The sequence below is a fragment of the Streptococcus mitis genome (assembly GCF_022137125.1).
GTDB classification, from domain to species: domain Bacteria; phylum Bacillota; class Bacilli; order Lactobacillales; family Streptococcaceae; genus Streptococcus; species Streptococcus mitis_CE.
In genome coordinates this window covers 366,117-385,153 of sequence record NZ_JAKNEQ010000001.1, presented here as the reverse complement: position 1 = coordinate 385,153, position 19,037 = coordinate 366,117, and the positions used below count along the sequence as shown (strand labels likewise).

The 19,037-nt window shown below is 41.4% G+C and carries 23 protein-coding genes, 1 pseudogene and 1 other annotated feature; of the genes and pseudogenes, 1 reads left to right on the top strand and 23 read right to left on the bottom strand.

The genetic code is table 11. The annotated features are described in order from the left end of the window. Window positions 1-114: 114 nt before the first annotated feature. From L0P31_RS01945 to L0P31_RS01860, 18 genes are all read right to left on the bottom strand, one after another. Complete coding sequence (locus L0P31_RS01945) at window positions 115-1,110, bottom strand: PhoH family protein (RefSeq protein WP_238095510.1); 996 nt, start codon at window positions 1,108-1,110, stop codon at window positions 115-117. Between the two features lie 84 nt (window positions 1,111-1,194). After that, entirely contained in the window at window positions 1,195-1,410 is a 216-nt protein-coding gene (locus L0P31_RS01940) for a YozE family protein (RefSeq protein WP_084851727.1), read from the bottom strand. A 45-nt stretch (window positions 1,411-1,455) separates the two neighbouring features. Then, window positions 1,456-1,959, bottom strand: a complete 504-nt coding sequence (locus tag L0P31_RS01935; RefSeq protein ID WP_238095524.1) for a GrpB family protein — start codon at window positions 1,957-1,959, stop codon at window positions 1,456-1,458. Between the two features lie 65 nt (window positions 1,960-2,024). Continuing rightward, complete coding sequence (gene cvfB / locus L0P31_RS01930; RefSeq protein ID WP_033684987.1) at window positions 2,025-2,879, bottom strand: RNA-binding virulence regulatory protein CvfB; 855 nt, start codon at window positions 2,877-2,879, stop codon at window positions 2,025-2,027. Between the two features lie 59 nt (window positions 2,880-2,938). After that, the gene (gene frr / locus L0P31_RS01925) at window positions 2,939-3,496 is read right to left on the bottom strand and encodes a ribosome recycling factor (protein ID WP_001262225.1); all 558 of its coding nucleotides are present in this window, start codon (window positions 3,494-3,496) and stop codon (window positions 2,939-2,941) included. 8 nt (window positions 3,497-3,504) lie between these two features. Further along, window positions 3,505-4,242, bottom strand: a complete 738-nt coding sequence (pyrH, locus tag L0P31_RS01920) for a UMP kinase (RefSeq protein ID WP_000002996.1) — start codon at window positions 4,240-4,242, stop codon at window positions 3,505-3,507. Window positions 4,243-4,325: 83 nt separating this feature from the next. Further along, the gene (gene trmFO / locus L0P31_RS01915) at window positions 4,326-5,660 is read right to left on the bottom strand and encodes a methylenetetrahydrofolate--tRNA-(uracil(54)-C(5))-methyltransferase (FADH(2)-oxidizing) TrmFO (RefSeq protein ID WP_238095522.1); all 1,335 of its coding nucleotides are present in this window, start codon (window positions 5,658-5,660) and stop codon (window positions 4,326-4,328) included. Window positions 5,661-5,794: 134 nt separating this feature from the next. After that, window positions 5,795-6,673 (bottom strand): 16S rRNA (cytidine(1402)-2'-O)-methyltransferase, encoded by an 879-nt coding sequence (gene rsmI / locus L0P31_RS01910; RefSeq protein ID WP_238095509.1) that lies wholly within the window; start codon window positions 6,671-6,673, stop codon window positions 5,795-5,797. 2 nt (window positions 6,674-6,675) lie between these two features. Further along, window positions 6,676-6,993, bottom strand: a complete 318-nt coding sequence (gene yabA / locus L0P31_RS01905; RefSeq protein WP_000358228.1) for a DNA replication initiation control protein YabA — start codon at window positions 6,991-6,993, stop codon at window positions 6,676-6,678. A 39-nt stretch (window positions 6,994-7,032) separates the two neighbouring features. Continuing rightward, a complete protein-coding gene (locus L0P31_RS01900) occupies window positions 7,033-7,923 on the bottom strand; it encodes a DNA polymerase III subunit delta' (protein ID WP_238095507.1) in 891 nt (296 codons plus the stop codon). Beyond that, a complete protein-coding gene (gene tmk, locus L0P31_RS01895) occupies window positions 7,920-8,558 on the bottom strand; it encodes a dTMP kinase (protein WP_238095505.1) in 639 nt (212 codons plus the stop codon). Before tmk ends, L0P31_RS01900 begins: the two co-directional genes overlap by 4 nt. 114 nt (window positions 8,559-8,672) lie before the next feature. Next, a complete protein-coding gene (gene proC / locus L0P31_RS01890; RefSeq protein ID WP_238095503.1) occupies window positions 8,673-9,470 on the bottom strand; it encodes a pyrroline-5-carboxylate reductase in 798 nt (265 codons plus the stop codon). Window positions 9,471-9,473: 3 nt separating this feature from the next. Beyond that, complete coding sequence (locus L0P31_RS01885) at window positions 9,474-10,736, bottom strand: glutamate-5-semialdehyde dehydrogenase (protein ID WP_238095501.1); 1,263 nt, start codon at window positions 10,734-10,736, stop codon at window positions 9,474-9,476. A 9-nt stretch (window positions 10,737-10,745) separates the two neighbouring features. Then, entirely contained in the window at window positions 10,746-11,855 is a 1,110-nt protein-coding gene (proB, locus tag L0P31_RS01880; protein ID WP_238095499.1) for a glutamate 5-kinase, read from the bottom strand. Between the two features lie 100 nt (window positions 11,856-11,955). Beyond that, on the bottom strand, window positions 11,956-13,839 hold the full coding sequence (gene cbpE, locus L0P31_RS01875; protein WP_238095497.1) for a phosphorylcholine esterase CbpE: 1,884 nt from the start codon (window positions 13,837-13,839) through the stop codon (window positions 11,956-11,958). Between the two features lie 2 nt (window positions 13,840-13,841). Next, a complete protein-coding gene (locus tag L0P31_RS01870; protein WP_238095495.1) occupies window positions 13,842-14,729 on the bottom strand; it encodes an RluA family pseudouridine synthase in 888 nt (295 codons plus the stop codon). Beyond that, window positions 14,719-15,180: a signal peptidase II gene (gene lspA / locus L0P31_RS01865; protein WP_000745688.1), complete on the bottom strand. Its 462-nt coding sequence runs from the start codon at window positions 15,178-15,180 to the stop codon at window positions 14,719-14,721. Before lspA ends, L0P31_RS01870 begins: the two co-directional genes overlap by 11 nt. Then, window positions 15,177-16,085, bottom strand: coding sequence for a LysR family transcriptional regulator (locus L0P31_RS01860; protein ID WP_238095494.1), 909 nt, complete (start codon window positions 16,083-16,085; stop codon window positions 15,177-15,179). Before L0P31_RS01860 ends, lspA begins: the two co-directional genes overlap by 4 nt. Between L0P31_RS01860 and L0P31_RS01855 the strand changes: the two are divergent. Next, window positions 16,078-16,152, top strand: a pseudogene (locus L0P31_RS01855) (AraC family transcriptional regulator); the annotation flags it as partial. The gene L0P31_RS01860 and the pseudogene L0P31_RS01855 overlap by 8 nt on opposite strands. 175 nt (window positions 16,153-16,327) lie before the next feature. Here the strand turns inward: L0P31_RS01855 and L0P31_RS01850 are convergent. The 5 genes from L0P31_RS01850 to L0P31_RS01830 form a co-directional block, all read right to left on the bottom strand. Beyond that, window positions 16,328-16,783: a DUF5301 domain-containing protein gene (locus L0P31_RS01850; RefSeq protein WP_371512707.1), complete on the bottom strand. Its 456-nt coding sequence runs from the start codon at window positions 16,781-16,783 to the stop codon at window positions 16,328-16,330. A 273-nt stretch (window positions 16,784-17,056) separates the two neighbouring features. Continuing rightward, window positions 17,057-17,350: a 50S ribosomal protein L27 gene (gene rpmA, locus L0P31_RS01845; protein WP_000916509.1), complete on the bottom strand. Its 294-nt coding sequence runs from the start codon at window positions 17,348-17,350 to the stop codon at window positions 17,057-17,059. A 16-nt stretch (window positions 17,351-17,366) separates the two neighbouring features. Further along, window positions 17,367-17,711, bottom strand: a complete 345-nt coding sequence (locus L0P31_RS01840) for a ribosomal-processing cysteine protease Prp (protein ID WP_000613694.1) — start codon at window positions 17,709-17,711, stop codon at window positions 17,367-17,369. A 15-nt stretch (window positions 17,712-17,726) separates the two neighbouring features. After that, window positions 17,727-18,041 carry a 50S ribosomal protein L21 gene (rplU, locus tag L0P31_RS01835; RefSeq protein WP_000109141.1) on the bottom strand — a complete coding sequence of 105 codons (315 nt, stop codon included), beginning with the start codon at window positions 18,039-18,041 and terminating at the stop codon, window positions 17,727-17,729. Window positions 18,042-18,077: 36 nt separating this feature from the next. Further along, window positions 18,078-18,165 (bottom strand) — a sequence feature (ribosomal protein L21 leader region). 58 nt (window positions 18,166-18,223) lie between these two features. After that, window positions 18,224-18,928, bottom strand: a complete 705-nt coding sequence (locus L0P31_RS01830) for a YoaK family protein (protein ID WP_238095492.1) — start codon at window positions 18,926-18,928, stop codon at window positions 18,224-18,226. Window positions 18,929-19,037: the final 109 nt, after the last annotated feature.

Sequence of the window (19,037 nt, the reverse complement as noted above, 5' to 3'; positions counted from 1 at the left end):
TTTGTCCTTTCGCGATCTTAGCTTTTCTTCAACCCACTACAGTTGACAAAGAGCCTAAAAAATCTAATTATCAGATAAAAGAAAGAGCAATTCCACCTGAACTGCTCTTTCTTGCTATTCTGTTTCTTCTTGGATTTCTTCACGCTCTTCATTTTTAATTGGAGCTGGTTCATAAGCTCGGATAATCTGAGCGACAACTGGATGGCGAACCACATCCTTGGCTGAAAAATGAACAAAGTCAATCTGGTGAATGTTCTTGAGCTTTTCCTGAGCATCAATCAAACCGGACTTGACGTTACGCGGAAGGTCAATCTGACTGATATCTCCATTGACAATCATCTTAGAATTAAAACCTAAACGAGTCAAGAACATCTTCATCTGCATGATAGTCGTATTTTGCGCCTCATCGAGAATGACAAAGGCATCATCCAAGGTTCGTCCACGCATATAGGCAAGGGGCGCAATCTCGATAATTTCACGCTCCATGAGTCGAGTTGTTTGGTCTTTTCCCAGAATCTGATACAAGGCATCATAAACAGGTCGAAGGTAAGGATCTACCTTCTCTTTAAGATCACCCGGAAGAAAACCTAGACTCTCGCCAGCTTCCACTGCCGGGCGTGTTAGGATAATCCGCTTAACCTGACCACGTTTAAGAGCTGTCACAGCCAAGGTCACTGCAAGGAAGGTCTTCCCTGTTCCTGCTGGCCCAATTCCAAAGGTCACATCATGCTGTTTAACACTATCCACATAAAGCTTTTGACCCAAGGTTTTGACGCGGATAGGCTTCCCAGTATTGTCTTTGATGATTTCTTCTTCGTAAAGGGCAACAAACTTGTCAATTTCATCGTTTTTGACCATGCTAATTGCAGTCACCACATCTGGCGTACCAACGGCCATCCCACGGTTCACCAAAACCATCAAGGCCTGAATAACTTGACGGGCTTCCTCACAGGCAGTCTCTTCTCCCAAAACCTGGACAATCTCCGTACGGGCATGAATCACCACATCAAGCTCTTCTTCCATCAAACGAAGATGGCGTTCATTGGAACCAAAAAGATGAAACAGGTCATCTGGATGACTCAGTTGAATGTCTATTGAATGTTCCTTCAAATAAAGAACCTCTCTAATCCTTTTATTTCTTTTTATTATAGCAAAGGGGTGGAGAAATTACTAGCCCAACCCCAATGAATCATGCTAGTGTTCTAAGTATTCTTGCCAGATGGCGTCAAAGTCTCCTAGGTTAAAAGAGAAACTGGCATGTTCTTCCAAAAAGCGACTCACCTCATCAAAATCATCTGTGTGTTTTGGAAAGGTTGACTCCTCAAAAGCTAGGTCTGCCAAGATAGCTTTGGGACTGTTACTTTTAGGATTGCGCTCGGTCATGAGCCAAGTGTAAAATGATTTTCTCAATTCTTTCTCCTATCAAGACTTTTTTTGATGAAACTTTTCTGATTTTTAAAAATTACTGGACTTAGCCTCTGACACATAGTGGTTTATAAAATCCGTTTTCGCATCTGTATAGGCGTCTCGATTGTGTTCAAATTGTTTCCACAAACTGAGTTTTAATTCCTGATACGCTTGGGCGATATCTGGATGCTGGCAGAGATAATCTCTAAAATAAATCTCGTTATGATCTCCCGTCATTCGCAAATGTAAATGAAAAACTTTCTCAGCAAATCCCTGCTCTGTATATCCTTTATTTAGCGAAATCCTGTTAGGACTCTCCGACATCACTATCCACCCATTCTTCACCAATAAATCCCTAACTCTTGCTAAATCCTCTATTCTACCTACTTCTAACAGAATATCAACGATATTTTTGGCCCAAATATTAGGGATAGCAGTGCTACCGATATGTTCTATTCTTTTAATAACATTTGCACCCAATATTTTTTTAAGACTTGTTTTCTCCAATTCATACCAGTCTTTCCACTCTGACTTGTGCTCTACTAGAAAAATAGGAAAAAGTTGCTAGAGTTCCTCTAAACTCATTTCTTCAAGTTTCTTTTTCATGTCTATAAGGCCTAAATCAACTCTGTACCAAACTGGTCTTGCTTGATTTTACCAGTCTTCATCAAGCCACCGAGTGCTTTCTTGAACTGACCTTTAGAAATGCCAAAGGTTGCCTTGATATCGTCTGGAGATGACTTATCATTTAAGGTCATGAAACCGCCATTGCTTTCCAAGTAAGTCAAAATCATCTGAGCATCATTTTCCAACATTTCAAAGGAACGTGGTTTGAGGGAGAGGTTCAACGTGCGGTCCACTTCACGGAAACCAATAACGCGCGCATCTAAAACTTGTCCTAAACGTGGCTCCGCATAGCGCTCGCTAGGATGGATAAAGCCAAGCATGTTATTTTCTGGCAGATAGACAAAGGTACCTGACAGCTTGAGGCGGTAAACAATGGCTGGCCAGTTTTGGTTCTGCATGTTGTTGTAGGCAGGACGAGCCAGACGTTGGAAGTCTTCTTGATAAGCCAAGAATCCCCAGATACGGTCTTTCTTGTCCACCTCAAGACGGATGTAGAGTTGGTCGCCCTTCTTAGGCCAGAGTTCCTTGAGCTCAGGGAGAATATCGAGTGACACAACGATTTCCTTGTCAGGAAGGCCTGTATCCACAAAGACACCCAAGTCTTTACGAACTTCCGTTACAGTTCCCCAACCAAATTGGTCCTGAGTGGCATTCACTTCTAGAGTGGTCAGGCGGAGTTTTTGCTTCATATCCGTGTAGGCAAAACCTTTGACCGTATCCCCTACTGTATGTTGGCCTTCTTCCTTAGCAAGAGCATAGGTTTGACCATCCTTTTGCACAAAGTAAAAACGGTCATTTTCATCGATAATCAGTCCAACGATAAAACTTGCAAGATTTGTATTCATATTTCCTTCTTTCGAATAAAACTCAGCCAGCAATGCCAACTGAGTTTTTCTGTTTATTTTTAGACTTCCAAAAGTTCTTTCTCTTTGTTGGCAGTCATGTCGTCGATGTGTTTAACAGCATCGTCTGTTACTTTTTGAATGTCTTTTTCAAGAGTCTTCAATTCGTCTTCAGTGATTTCTTTTGCTTTTTCTTGTTTCTTAGCTTCGTCCATAGCATCGCGACGGATATTGCGGACAGCCACCTTAGCATTCTCACCGACCTTCTTCACTTCTTTAGCAAGGTCACGACGAGTTTCTTCTGTAAGAGCTGGGATAACCAAGCGAATCACAGAACCGTCATTCGCTGGTGTGATACCAAGATCAGAAGCGTTCAAAGCACGTTCGATGTCTTTCAATGAAGACTTGTCAAATGGTGTTACCAACAAAACACGCGCTTCTGGAATGGTAATTGAAGCGATTTGGTTAAGAGGAGTTTCGACTCCATAGTATTCTACATGTACACGGTCAAGCAAGCTTGCATTGGCACGGCCAGCACGGATACCACCAAATTCACGAGCAAGTGATTGGTGAGACTGGGTCATTCTCTCTTTAGCTTTTTCAATAATTGCGTTAGCCATAATCTTTCTTATTCCTTTTCTTCGATATTATTTGAAACTGTTGTTCCGATATTTTCACCAAATACGACACGTTTGATGTTGCCTGGTTGGTTCATGTTAAAGACAACCAAGTCAATATCGTTGTCCATTGAGAGGGTTGAAGCTGTTGAGTCCATGATACGGAGACCTTTATTGATAACGTCACGGTGGGTCAATTCTTCAAATTTAACAGCTGTCTTGTCCTTCTTAGGATCGGCATTGTAAACACCGTCGACACCATTTTTAGCCATAAGGATGGCATCTGCTTCGATTTCAGCTGCACGAAGGGCCGCTGTTGTATCGGTTGAGAAGTAAGGTGAACCAATTCCGGCACCAAAGATAACGATACGGCCTTTTTCAAGGTGACGAAGGGCACGGCCACGGACATAAGGCTCTGCCACTTGTTGCATAGCAATAGCTGTTTGCACACGTGTATCAACCCCAACTTGTTGCAATGAATCTGCCATCACAAGAGCATTCATAACAGTCCCAAGCATTCCTGTGTAATCTGCCTGAACGCGGTCCATTCCTGCTTCTGCAGCAGGTTCGCCACGCCAGAGATTTCCTCCACCAATAACAAGGGCAATTTCGATACCTAAGCTATGAACTTCTTGAATCTCTTTTGCGATTGTTTGAACTGTTTGGATATCAATCCCTACGCCTCGTTCACCGGCAAGGGCTTCACCTGATAACTTGATTAAAATACGTTTATACTTGGGATTCGCCATTTTCACTCTCCTTCTTTTATCCTACCTATTTTATCACAATTTCTAAGATTTTTATAGTATCATGAGCAATTCTTTCAAAAAAATTAGACAGTTAAAAATTCTTCTAGGTCGCTAAGAGCGCGCTCTGCAATTTTTTCATAACGAGCCTTCTTATCACGAATACGCTCGCCTTCCAACTCCTTGATAATCCCAAAGTTGACATTCATTGGTTGGAAATGTTTGCTGTCAGCATGGGTGATATAATGAGCCAGACTTCCAATCGCTGTGGTCTCTGGGAAAACAGCCTCGCTTTCTCCCTTGAAGAGACGAGCGGCGTTAATTCCCGCAACCAAGCCTGAAGCAGCTGACTCAACATAGCCTTCCACACCTGTCATCTGACCAGCAAAGAAGAGGTTTGGCTGTTTCTTGGAACGATAGGTCTGCTCAAGAAGATTTGGTGAATCCATGTAAGAATTGCGGTGCATGACACCATAACGTACAAACTCCGCATTTTCAAGACCTGGAATCATTTGGAAGACACGCTTTTGTTCTCCCCATTTGAGGTGGGTCTGGAAACCAACAATATTGTAAAGGCTACCAGCCGCATTGTCCTGACGAAGCTGGACAACCGCATAAGGGGTTTTGAATTCTCCATCACGAGGTCCTGTGTAGTCTTCTGGATACTCAAGACCGACTGGTTTCATAGGACCATAAAGCATGGTTTTAATACCACGTTTAGCCATGACTTCGATAGGCATACAGCCTTCAAAGTACTTTTCTTTTTCAAAAGAATTGAGCGGAGCTTCTTCCGCATTGACCAAGGCTTCATGGAAATCCATAAACTCCTGCTTGTTCATTGGAGCGTTGAGATAAGCGGCTTCTCCCTTATCATAACGAGACTTGAGATAGACCTTGCTCATATCGATAGTGTTGACGTCGATAATAGGCGCTGCCGCATCGTAGAAATAGAAACCATCGCCATCATTAAGGGCATGAATCTTCTCAGCCAAGGTATCGCTAGTCAAGGGACCAGTAGCGACAACTGTGATAACATCTGTCGGCAATTCTGTAATTTCATCACGAACCACTTCAATCAAGGGATGGTTGGCCACTTTTTCGGTCACCATTTGGGAGAAACCATCACGGTCCACCGCAAGCGCACCACCTGCAGGAACACGGGTTGCTTCAGCAGATTCCAAAATAACAGAACCCAAGCGACGCATTTCTTCCTTAAGGAGCCCAACAGCATTTGTCAAAGCATCCCCACGAAGGGAATTGGAACAAACTAACTCAGCAAAATTGTCTGTTTTGTGCTGGGGTGTTGACTTGACACCACGCATTTCATAAAGTTTAACTGGAATACCACGTTCTGCAATTTGGTAGGCTGCTTCAGAACCTGCCAAACCAGCACCGATAACATTGATATAAGATTGAGACACGACACTAATACCTCTTTGGGTGGGACGTAAGTCCATGTCAAAACACCCCACGGGGCTGTTTGACACCCACAAATCTTTCTATTTTTTTCTTCTACTAGTATAACAAAAAAAGGGAAGAAGGCAAACTTCCCTGTTTAGTCATTTTCTTGATTTTCTTCCCAGTCGTGATAGGCAGCGTAGAGTTGACTCTTATTCCACTGGTAAATCTTAGCGACTTCCTTGATAGCTTGATTTTTCTTCATACCTTGCTGGATACGGGCTTGGATTTCTAAGAACAAGTCCTCCTCATCTTTTTCCTCCACATCTTGGCTGGCACCTTCAACAATGAGAAGGCATTCTCCCTTAAGTGGCGTTTCAGCTATACTTTCCAACAATTCAGAGATCTTTCCTCTTTGGTATTCTTCATAAATTTTAGTCAATTCCCTAACCAAGACGACCGAGCGATCACCGTAGATTTCTAGCATATTTTCTAACGTATCTGTCACACGATGAGGCGACTCGTAAAAAATTTGTGTTTCAGGATAGTCTTTTTTCGAGTCGAAAAATTGCTTTTGCTGGCCTGATTTTCTCGGTAAAAAGCCGTAAAAGATATGTGGCTGTGGCGCTAAACCACTGGCAATCAAAGCAGAAATTCCTGCAGAGGCACCTGGAACAGTCACAACCGCAATTTCTTCCTCAATGGCTGCCTTAACCAAATCATGACCAGGGTCTGAGATGCTAGGCAGACCCGCATCGGATACCTGAGCAATACTTTGTCCTGCTTTCAGGAAACCAATCAAATCAGGAATCTTTTCCTTAGCATTGTGCTCATGAAAACTGATTTGCTTGGTAGAAATGTCAAAATGCTTGAGCAATAGACCTGTATTGCGCGTGTCCTCAGCAGCAATCCAGTCCACCTCTTTCAAGGTCTGAATAGCTCGAAAGGTCATATCATCTAAATTGCCAATCGGCGTTGCCACTAGGTACAGCTTGCCGTAGGGAGACTGCCCTTTAAAACTTTTTTGAATCTGCATGCCTACTCCCTGTATAACAACTCGTCACAGAACATGCATTCCTCATCCTGCTCTCGACGTTGTCCATAAAAATCATTACAAACGTGAAATCCATCACGGTAAATACGACGAACACTTTCGCGAACATGCTTGGCCTTGACGGGAGCGTCTGCTTCCACCTCACCCAAGCGTTCTCGCAACTTACTATTTTCCAAGCGAAGAGCTGTATTTTCCTCTACCAGGCTCTTGAGATTTTTCTTGATGGCTTCCACATCGGCCAAGGTTACCAATAACTGTTGTGAAAAATCATCCAGCGCATCAAATAATTCTTTTTTGTCCATAAAACAGCCCTTTCCTTTCTTTATCAATCATTTTTAAGTTTATATTTCTTTCAAGACAAGATATTCTATGGCATTTTGAAAGCTGACATTAGCTTGCCACATTTTTCTGGCTTCTAGCAAATCTTGTAGAATCACCCGCACTCTTGCTTGTAGGATATCTTGTCCACAGAGGACTTCAAGAATCCGTAAAACCTGATCTTGTTTTTCCTTGTCATCTGCCAAGTTCGCTAATTTAGCAACCTGCAAATAACTTTCTTTTTTCTTAGCCACTAACCAAGTCAGCAGGCGTTCACTTTCATCGACTAAGGTCCAAAAACTTGCCTGATTAGCCAACTTTTCCGCTTCAGCTCGCGATTGACTAAACTGAGCTAGAAGAATCGCCTTTTTCTTAACCAGTCCCATTTTTTCTAAGAGCAAGATGAGCTTCTCTTCTTGCTTTTTAAAGTGGAAAATCTGGGTCCGACTGCGGATTGTTGGTAAGATCTTTTCCTCATCGCTGGTCAAGAAGAAAATGTAAACCTCACTCTGGGGTTCTTCGATGACCTTGAGCAGAGAATTAGCCGCGTTAGGATGCATTTTCTCAGCTTGCTCGATAATAAAGACCTGCTGCTGGCTTTCAATCCCTGCTTGAGAAAACTGCCCCACCAATTCTCGAATCCGTTCTGTCTTGATGACCTGATTAACTGGCTTAATCAAAGTGACATCGGGAAATTCTCCCTGTTCAATCAGCTTACAATTTCGGCAGTTTTCACATGGCAACACGCCTACTTTATCCGTACAAAAGAGGCTCTTAGCTAAAAATTGCGCCATTTCCAGGCTTCCAAAGAAACCTGAAAAGAGGTAGGCATGATTGAGCTGGTCTTGTTGTAGGATACGGACAAAGCGGTCAAACTGATCTGGCTGCCAGGCCTTTAGTTGATCTTGTTTCATTTAACTAATCCCATTCTATCAAACAAGACAGCCTTGGTAGTTTCCACAACCTGCTCCAAAGGAAAACTAGCATCAATCTTAACAATACGACTTCCTTCTTTGTCCAGAAGAGAAAGGTAACCTTGACGAACTTTTTTGTGCAAGTCCAACCCTTCTAAGTCCAAACGATTGACCTCGCGGTCACTATTAGCAGCAATACGAGCCAGCCCTTCTTCCACCTCTATGTCAAAATAGAGTGTCAAATCGGGTTTGAGGCCATCTGTCGCAAACTGATTGAGCCAATCAATGGCGTCAATATCCAAGCCACGACCAAATCCCTGATAGGCAAGAGAACTATCGATGAAGCGGTCCATAATGACCAACTTGCCAGCTTCAAGTGCTGGAAGAACTTTTTCCACCAAGTGCTGTCTGCGACTAGCAATATAAAGAAGCAACTCTGTCTTCGCATCCATCTGAGTATGACTTGGGTCCAAAATTACTTCCCGAATCTTCTCCCCAATCAAGACTCCGCCAGGTTCACGGGTCGTCAGCACCTCTACCCCTTTTTCCTCTAAAATTGGTAGCAGAGCCTCTAAAACACTGGTCTTTCCTGCTCCCTCTGGTCCCTCAAGAGAGACTAAAAATCCTTTTGACATGTCTAACTCATTTCTTTTTTACTACTTCTATTCTATCAAAAAAATAGAGGTTTGTGACAATCTTTTTTGTCTTCTCATTTCAACCACCATAAAAGAGGCAGACAAAGCCACCTCTTATTTACCTAGTTCTTGTGTTCGTTTATAGGCTTGACCAACTGCCTCCATGACTGTCCCTCGAAAAGCATGAGCTTCTAGGCTTGCTACACCAGCGATAGTCGAACCGCCTGGGCTACAAACTTGGTCTTTCAATACTCCAGGATGTTGCTGACTTTCAAGAACCAATTGCCCAGCTCCTACCACAGTTTGAGCTGCCATTTTCAATGCTATTTCTCGTGGTAATCCTGTCTGAACACCTGCATCTGCCAAGGCCTCAATAAAGAGATAGACAAAGGCTGGTCCACAACCTGCAAGACCTGTCGCCGCGTCGATTAATCCTTCTCCCAGTTCAACCAAGAGACCAGCCTTAGTTAAAAGCTGACAAAAAAGCTCACTGTCCTCAACCCTGCAATTAGGAGACAAGGCATAGCTAATCACTCCTTGACCGATAGAAGCAGGAGTATTTGGCATCATACGAATAATTCTGTGTTGATTTGGGATAAGACTTGCTAGTTTTTCTAAAGTCAATCCAGCTGCCATGGAAATCAAAAGAAGACTTTCTCTTTTTTTAAGAATGGTCTGGTATTGAGAAAGTAAGTCTGAGAACTGAGCTGGCTTAACACCTAGAAAAATCACATCTGCTTCTGCGAATATTTCTTCATTGCTGGAAGCCTGACCACCGAAGTTGGCAATGAAAGCATCTACCTTGACTTGACTACGATTGGCAAGGAGAAGGTCAGCACCCGTCTTGGCCTGCAAAACAGCCTTGGCCAAACTAGCTCCCATATTCCCCAAACCGATAAATCCAATCTTCATCTCTTACTCCCTTATCTGTCCGTCACCAGTAACCACATACTTGTAGCTAGTCAACTCCTTCAAGCCCATTGGACCACGCGCGTGCAATTTCTGAGTAGAAATCCCCATTTCACAACCAAGACCAAATTGGCCACCATCTGTGAAACGAGTTGAGGCATTGACATAGACGGCTGCAGAGTCCACTTGATCTGTAAAGTAAGCTGCAGCTTCAGCATTTTCCGTCACAATGGCATCCGAATGATGGGTACTGTGGGTTTCAATATGGGCAACCGCTTCTTCTAAACTGCTCACAACCTTAACAGCTAATACATAGTCTAAAAACTCGGTGTCAAAGTCTTGAGCTTCAGCCGCTTGACCAGAAACAAACTGGCTTGCTTTGCTATCAAGTCGGAATTGAATTGGTTCCAGCCCAGCTTCTTTACGCTCTGCAACTAGAACTTGCTCCAAGCGAGGAAGGAAGCTTGCTGCCTTGTCTTCATGAACCAGCAGAACCTCCATGGCATTACAAACAGAAGGACGACTGGTTTTAGCATTGTTGATGATAGACAGAGCTTTGTCTTCGTCTGCATCCTTATCGACATAAACATGGACAATCCCAGTTCCTGTCTCGATAACTGGTACGATAGCATTTTCAACCACTGCATTGATCAAACCAGATCCCCCACGAGGAATGAGAAGGTCTAGATAGCCCTTTGCCTTCATCATGGCATAGCTGCTTTCTCGGCTGGTATCTTCCACTAGTTGAATCACATCTGGATGAATGGTAGTCGTCTCCAAGCCCTTCTTCAAGGCTGTGACAATGGCATGGGCTGTTTGATAGGCGTCCTTACCACTACGAAGAACAACTGCATTTCCACTTTTAAGAGCCAAAGCAGCTGCATCAGACGTCACATTTGGACGGCTTTCATAGATAATACCAATAACTCCCATAGCTACACGTTTCTTTGTGATAACCAAACCATTTTCAAGCTGATTGATTTCTAAAATTTCACCGATTGGATCTGGTAAAGCAACCACTTCACGAATCCCAGTTGCCATCGCTTCTATACGACTTGCATCCAAATAAAGACGATCCAGCATCACATCTGAGATTTTACCCTTAGCAGCTTCCATATCAAGGTCATTTGCCGCTAAAATCTCCTCAGTAGCTGCTAATAAATGATCAGCCATGGCTAGCAAGGCTTGGTTTTTCACCTCTTCACTAGCTGTGTTGATTGATTTTTTAACAGCCTGTACCTGTTCAAATTGTTCTTGTGTACTTACCATAGTTTACCTCTAAAATTCTGTAAAGAGTAGTTGGATTTCAGGAGTAATGGAAATCCAGTCATCGCGGTGAATCAAGACACCCTTAGCTTTTTGAGAACGCAACATATCCTCCAAAGCAGATGCTCCAAATTGCACGCGTCCTTTTCCAAGTGATTTTCCACTTTCCTTGTCAAATACTGTCACGATATCACCGTAAGAAAAGGCACCTTCTGCTTCAACAACACCAGATAAAAGGAGACTCTTGCCATGTTGAGAGAGAGCTTCTGCAGCACCTTTATCAACCCAAATAGAACCTTGACTCTGAGCATAAAAGGCCAGCCATTGTTTTTGGGTACGAAGTCCCTTCTCTTGCGCAACAAAGTAGGAACCATCCTTGGTCTCCTCTGCAGCCTCAATCATTGCATCTGCCTTCAAGGATGAGCATATATAAACAGGAACGCCCGATTCTGTCGCAATAGTTGCAGCTTTGATTTTGGTTAACATGCCCCCAGTACCGTTTGAAGAACCGGCTCCGCCAGCCATATCAATAATCTCACGATTGATGGTCTCGATTTTCTCCAAGCGTTTGGCTCTTGGATCTGAACTAGGATTTCCTGTATATAGACCGTCTACGTCTGTCAAGAGGACCAAAAGATCTGCTTGGACCATGGCTGCAACCTGTGCACTCAGAGTATCATTGTCCCCAACCTTGAGCTCATCAATAACGACACTGTCATTCTCATTGATGATAGGAATCGCCCCACGGCTAAGTAAAACCGACAAAGCCTGATGGGCATTTTTATAACGGCGCTTATCCACAAAATCATCCTGGGTCAGCAAGATTTGTGCAGAAACGATTTGTCGCAAGAGAAGATTAGTCGTGTATTCTTCCAACAAAAGGCCTTGCCCTACCGCTGCTGAAGCCTGCTTATCAGCAATCTTAGTCGGACGCTTTTTAAATCCTAAGGCCCCAAAACCAGCTGCAATGGCACCTGACGACACCAAAATCAATTCATGACCAGCCTCGTGCAACATAGCCAACTGCTGGGTAATAGCCTTTACCTTACTACGTGATAAACTTCCATCCTCATTTGTCAGAGAAGAAGTTCCCACCTTAAAGACAATCCGTTTGTATTTCATAGTCTCACTCCGATTCTTCATATTTATCCATTATAACATGAATGGCAGGAAATAGAAAAGAGTTGATAGGAAAAAGAAGGCCCTAAAACCTTCTTTTTTACTACTGTTCTGATTCCGATTTATTTGCACTCGTTTCAGAGCTTTGTGAAGTTGAAGAAGTCAAATCTTGACTAGTTGAAGAACTTGTAATACTTTCGTGTTGACTCGTTTCTTTATTTTCAAGATCTTTTTTCACTACTTCATTGGATTCTTTTATTTCTGAGTTACTTGTATCTCTAGTTGTAGCAGATTTCTCTACCGGAACATCCACTAACCAGGCACCACTTGAATCAACAGTATAACCTTCTGGTGTCTTACCATTCACAAGTAATTGACCATTTTCTTTCAAGAAGTACCATTTATCCTTGTCTTTAATCCAACCTATAGCTCGTGAACCATCTGTCTTGTAGAAATACCAATCATTTGCCTTTTTAAGCCAGCCTTGCTTCATAGCTCCTGATTCTTCTAGATAGTAATGATGACCAGAAACTTCTATCTCGCCTGTCTTCATGGTACCAGTAGAATCCATATAGTACCAGGTTTCTTTATCTTTTACCCAGCTCGTTTTCATTTCCCCTGATTGAGCAAAATAGTACCATTGTCCATCAATCTTACGCCATCCTGTTATCATATCCCCATCATTTGATAGATAATAGGTCTGACCGCCAGTATTAAGCCAACCAGTCTCCATCTGATTTTCTTTGTTGAAATAATACCAGCTTCCATTGATTTTCTTCCAATTTTTAGCAGATGCACCAGAGTCTGTCAAATAGAACCAACGATTGTTCCATTTTTTCCATTGATTCTGTAACAAGATACCCGTTTGGTTGAAGTAATACCATTCACCCTTGATTTCATTCCAACCAACTGCATATTCTCCTGTAGAGTCAGGCGCTTGATACCACCAGTTTCCATAAGCACTCTTATGCCAACCAGCTTGAAAACTTGGAATCTGCTTGTAAGAAGTTGAAATATTGACAAAACCATCTTGTCGAATATCAAAAACTGTCGCATCATAGTCTTTGCTGGCTGCGTTAATTCTCTCAATTCCTCGTTCTTTGAGCCAATTGACATACTCACTATCAACACCATTTTTCCAAGGTAAACTATCCGAAGTTTGAACAATCAAACTCGGACTCAAATTTTTAATGAAATCCTTGGTGTTTGATTTATTGGTATCATAGTGATGATTAAACTTCATCAAATCAACTTTTCCAATGAGAGGACCATACTTGTCTTCTGCTCCATGAGCATTATCCAAATCTCCTCCGAGGTAAATTTTCTTACCATTGACTTTCACTACACTAATCAAAGAATTAGAATTGTCATCCCAAATTTTCTTTAATTCACCTGATGAATCAGTTTCATTTTCATAGTTATAGAGTTGAATATCCATGTCCCCAAACTGAAAATGAGCATCTCCTTGTGTAATGTTTTGAATAACTGAAACACCTTTTTCTGCAGCAGTCTGTAAAACCTTATCATAGCCATACAGATTATCCCATAGATGAGTTGGTGTTGTAATCCGACTATCAGAGTATTTTTTCATGTAGATACGACCAACTGGATAGGTTTGCAGTAACTCATCAACGTTTCCAATATGGTCACTATGGGTATGGGTTACCAAAATAAAATCAAGTTTTTGGACACCCAATTCCTTTAAATGTCGCGAAACACGATCTGTCAGAACATGCTTATAAGATGTTTCAATTCCTTCTCTCCATGGGTAACGAGAATCACTTCCATCTGGGAAATCATAATCTTCTCCTGTATCCACCATGGCAAAATGTCCATTACTTTCAAGAATGATCGCATCACTGCCACCTTCCTGAACATTTATAAAGTGGATTTTATTTCCTGAACTTTCTTGAGCTTGAACATTCCCATGAAATGACAAGCATAAAAAAGCACCTGCAAGTGCTAAACTAGTTAATTTCTTTTTCATTCTTACTTTCTCAATCTCTCCAATGTTTCCTTAAAAATCTCTGGGATATCTGCTATAAATTCCATGGTCTCACCTGTTCTCGGATGGGTAAAGCCTAGAGTCTTGGCATGGAGAAATTGTCCATGTCCTTTCAAAGTCTTGCGAGGACCATAGACCTCATCACCAGCGACTGGATGGCCAATATAAGCCATGTGAACACGGATTTGATGAGTGCGTCCTGTCTCTAGCTGCAACTCTACCAAGCTGTAATCACCAAAACGTTCTAAGACGTGGAAACGGGTCACTGCAGGCTTCCCTTTAGCAGTCACAGCCTGTTTCTTACGGTCTTTTTCACTACGGCCAATCGGAGCTTCAATCACACCACGATCATTAGGCAGATTTCCATGAACAATAGCCCAATATTTGCGGAGAGACTTTTTATCCTTGAGTTCTTGGGCAAGTGCTAGATGCGCCTCATCGTTTTTAGCAATCATGAGAAGGCCTGACGTATCCTTATCAATACGGTGAACAATTCCTGGACGTAGAACCCCATTGATACCCGACAAATCCTTAATATGGTACATAAGGGCATTGACTAGGGTTCCACTGGTATGACCAGTACTTGGGTGGACAACCATTCCCTGAGGCTTGTTAACGACAGCCACATCCTCATCTTGATAGATAATTTCAAGAGGAATTTCCTCTGCTACATACTCTAAGACCTCTGGCTCTGGTACATGGTAAGTGACGATATCACCTTCTTGGACAGTGTATTTAGCTTTCTTGACTTGACCATTGACCAAGACCTGCCCTGATTTGATTTGTTCATTCGCGAGACTGCGTGATAATTCTGTCAAATCTGACAAAGCCTTATCTAAACGCAGGCCACCAGTTTCAATTTTAATTTCCATTTATTTCCTCTTTTAGCATTGCAATCAATAAAATAATCACTCCAACCGTCAGATAGCTATCTGCCACATTGAAAATTGCAAAATTGATAAAGTCAAGGTGGAACATATCCACAACAAAGCCCTGACTGATTCTGTCAATAAAGTTTCCAAGACCACCTGCAATAATCAAGGTCAAACCCAAGACCATCCAAAGTGAGTCCTCCATGTGTTTATGTAGATACCAAATGGCACCTACCATAACGACCAGTGTAATGATAGCAAATAACCACTGCTGGTCTTGTAGCATGGAAAAGGCTGCACCTCGATTTTGCAGGTAGGTCAAACTAACGAAATTGGGAATCCAAGAGCGTACTTCACCCAGTGGAATCTGCTGGACGATATAGGATTTTACCAACTGATCAAGCCCAATCAAAAGTAGTACAATGACTGCCACTATTCCTCTTTTTTTCATGATTTCCTCTTCTGATTAAAATATTCTTGCATGACTTCTACAAAGAGAGTCCCAGCTTGACTCAGCTCCACTTCTTCACGTTTAACATAGACCATGCGATTATCTAGGTTATCCTTGAGACGAATGACTGTAATCCCATTGACACTGTCACTATCTAAAAATCCGGAACCTGTTGCATAAGCGTCCGTCCGCTCCAAAATACCATTCAAAGTAGCACGGTCTGTCACATTGAACATCTGCGAGCTCGCACTGGTATCAACAAAGTTCTCTGAATAATAAAGGTACTCATCTTTCTCTTGAGTGAAACGAACCGTTGGTAGATCAGCTAAATCCTCCATAACCAATTCCTCTTTCTGAGCCAAAGTATGCCCCTCGCGGAGATAAATGTGGGTATGGAAGGAAATCAATTCAATGACCTCCAGACCTAGCTTTTCAACCCGTTGCATAATACCTTTTTTATTTTGATTGTTGAGGTAGATAATCCCAATCTCACTATGCCCTTGCGCTACTTCATCTAAAATTTGAACAGTAGTTGATTCAAAAATACGAAAGTTCTTATAATCAGGATAGCGCTCTGAAAAGGCCGTAATGGTTGGTGGCAAGAAGTCATAGTGCTGACTAGCAATGGAAAATTCATCCTTTTCTTCCTCAGGATTGGCATACTGATTTTGAAAAATATCAAATCCTTTAACCAATTCTTGCGCTTTTTCATAAAATTCCATACCACGACGAGTCAAGAAAGTCCCTGAGCTGGTCCGACGGAAAATCTTAAAGCCCAACTCTTTTTCCAAATCACGAACAGAAATAGACAGACTCGGCTGACTAACATACATCTTTTCAGCAGCTTCACGAAAAGTACCGCTATTCGCAATAGCCACAACATAGCGTAATTGTTGAATGTTCATCTTCTACCCCCAACTTCTTTATCTTTTCATTATACCATATTTTAGAAGTTTTCCAAAAAGGAAAAAAGTCTGGAAATTTTCAAGTCTAAGCGAATACTCTAATACCCCAATACAAGAATTAGAATGATATCTTTTTTCAGTCCTCATTTTATTTCAAACAAATAAAAACAGCAAATCTTGTTGATTTACCGTTTAAAACATGATACAAGAAAACTCTCTAAAAATTTCTTTTATTCTATAAATCAACTAGAATAAGCTTCTTCAACCCTATTCGCTATATCTGGACTTACCTCCCAAATCCCAACATAGGGTTGCTCAATATACTGTTTTTCTTTCATAGTATATAGATAGGCTACACTATCATTTTCTTCATTCTGATGAGTGAATTTGATAATGATGTAATCTTTAACATTTGTCGGTTGATCATTGAAACTCTCCAAAGTTGTAGATTTGGACTGTTTCTGTATCTCCTCAATCAATTTTGAGATTTCTTCTCTCTTGGTTATAGTTTTAATATCTTCAGAGATTGTTTTCTGCAGGGAAATTACAGAGATCGTTTCAGGTTCAGGAAGAATAAGTTTTTTGTTACTAACGCAAGCAGATAAAACAAGAAAAGAGATTGAACAGACTATCATTATGATAATTTTTTCATATAGGCTCACTCCTTTCCATATTCCTGCTTCCTTACTCAGATACAATTATAATATCAAATCTTAGCAATTTTTACAATATCTTATTCCCTTATAAAATTCATTATTGTAAAAGTTTTACATTCAACTATTTTTTCATTGTAAAATAAAGTAGCCGATAAATTCTCTTCTTACATATGGTTTTAAAATATGGGTACCAAAATGGGTATCAAAATAAAAAAATAGGCTCTCCGAAAACTCGGAAAGCCTTATTTAATGCTACTTCTAGCTTCCTCGCCTTTATATTTTAAGGCTCGGGATAAAAAGGTTCACTGGACCTTTTTATTTAGCGATTGGGTAAACAGAAACCTGCTTTTTATCGCGTCCTTTACGTTCAAAGCGTACTACGCCCTCAACTTTAGCGAACAAAGTATCGTCTCCACCACGTCCAACGTTTACACCTGGGTAGATGTGTGTACCACGTTGACGGTAAAGGATTGATCCACCTGTTACAGTTTGTCCGTCAGCTGCTTTAGCTCCAAGACGTTTCGCTTGTGAATCACGTCCGTTTGATGTAGAACCTCCACCTTTTTTGTGGGCGAAAAGTTGCAAGTTGTTAAGAGTCATTTTTAACATAATGTTTTCCTCCGTGTTAGTTTTCTGTGATAACTCTGGTTTGGACGAACTCTGAAGAGTTCTCCGATAAGTTTGCCATACCTAAGAAAAATGATTCAAAGAATAACTGGGTCATTTCTCTCTGGTGTGAAGGAAGATCTTTTGGTATTTCAACCATCAGATAGCCACCTTCATCTTCGTTTAATTCTAGGATTGGTTCATAGCCTGCAAATTTCTCAATAGAATTGATAAAGTTAATGGCAAGCGTAGAAACCGATGCACACACGACATCAAAGCCGTATTCGCCACTCTCGGCGTGTCCAGTAATTTCCGCACTCCTCAGCTCGCCATCTTCGGCTCTCTCAAAGACTGCCTGTATCATGTGTTCTCCTTAAAATTAAGCGTTGATTGCGTTGATGACAACTTTTGTATATGGTTGACGGTGACCTTGTTTACGGTGGCTACCTTTTTTAGGTTTGTACTTGTAAGTAACAACTTTCTTTTGTTTTCCTTGTTTTTCAACAGTTCCAACTACAGTAGCTCCAGCAACAAGTGGAGTTCCGACAACAGTGTTTTCACCACCAACAAGAACAACTTCGTTAAAAGTAACTTCTTGACCAGCTTCAACGTTCAATTTTTCAACGTAAACTGCTTGACCAACTTCAACTTTAACTTGTTTTCCGCCAGTTTTGATAATTGCGTATGTGCTCATTATGCACCTCCTATGATTTTTATGGGTTTCCCCGAATTTTTTGTGAAGACTCGCCTAGCATCGTGGGACGAACCACTTAAACTTGAATAATCAAGCAACGATGTTCGTGCGGTTGCACAGGATCGTGCATAGTCAACTCTTCAAGTATAGCATATCTCCTATTTTCTTACAAGTAATAACACCTAAAATGTAGCTTTTTCTTTTACTTTTTTCCGCCACTTGGCAAAAAGCATGCTGAGGTAAAAAATACTCATCATAATAGGAACACCAAGAATGGTCTTTTCATGATAGAAAATCGTCAAATAGGCTGAAAAGACAACGCCAAGGACAAAACTACTAAGCAGGCTAACAAATATGAACCCTTCACGCAAAAAAGGAGTGTGCTTGGTTCGGAAATAATCTCCAAAAGCCAGCATGGTCCGTTTGATATTTCCTGTCATAAAAGCGTTATTATAGGCAATACCCGATACTTCTCCAAAAGCAGTTGTCACCAATCCCATACAAAAGGCTAAGGGCGGTACTAGATAAATATTATCTACAGTTTGCGGCACAAAACCAATAATAATTGATAAGATTGCTAAAGGAAGCAATGACAAAATTGGCTTTTTCACAATTCTCAATTTTTCCTTATAAATTGTTAATAGAAAGACCCCCATCATAAAAGCTAACAAGGTGAGAACCTTGTCCCTAACATCTGAAACATTATTTTGAATTAATTCTACTGAAAGAAAGACGACATTCCCAGTTTGTCCAGCTACAAGAGTATTCCCTCGCAAAATAAACGTATAGGCATCTACATAACCTGCACAAAAAGTCAAAAAAAGCGCTAGCCTCTTAGACTGACGTGATATTTTTCTTATAGGTAATAACCTCATTTTCCCTCCCATTTCATTTACTCATCTCATTATTGTACCACTTTCTTTGGAAAAGACCTAGTAGCTTATTTGAAATTTTTTCCCCTCTGTTGGATAGTCCTGTCTATCTATGTTATAATGA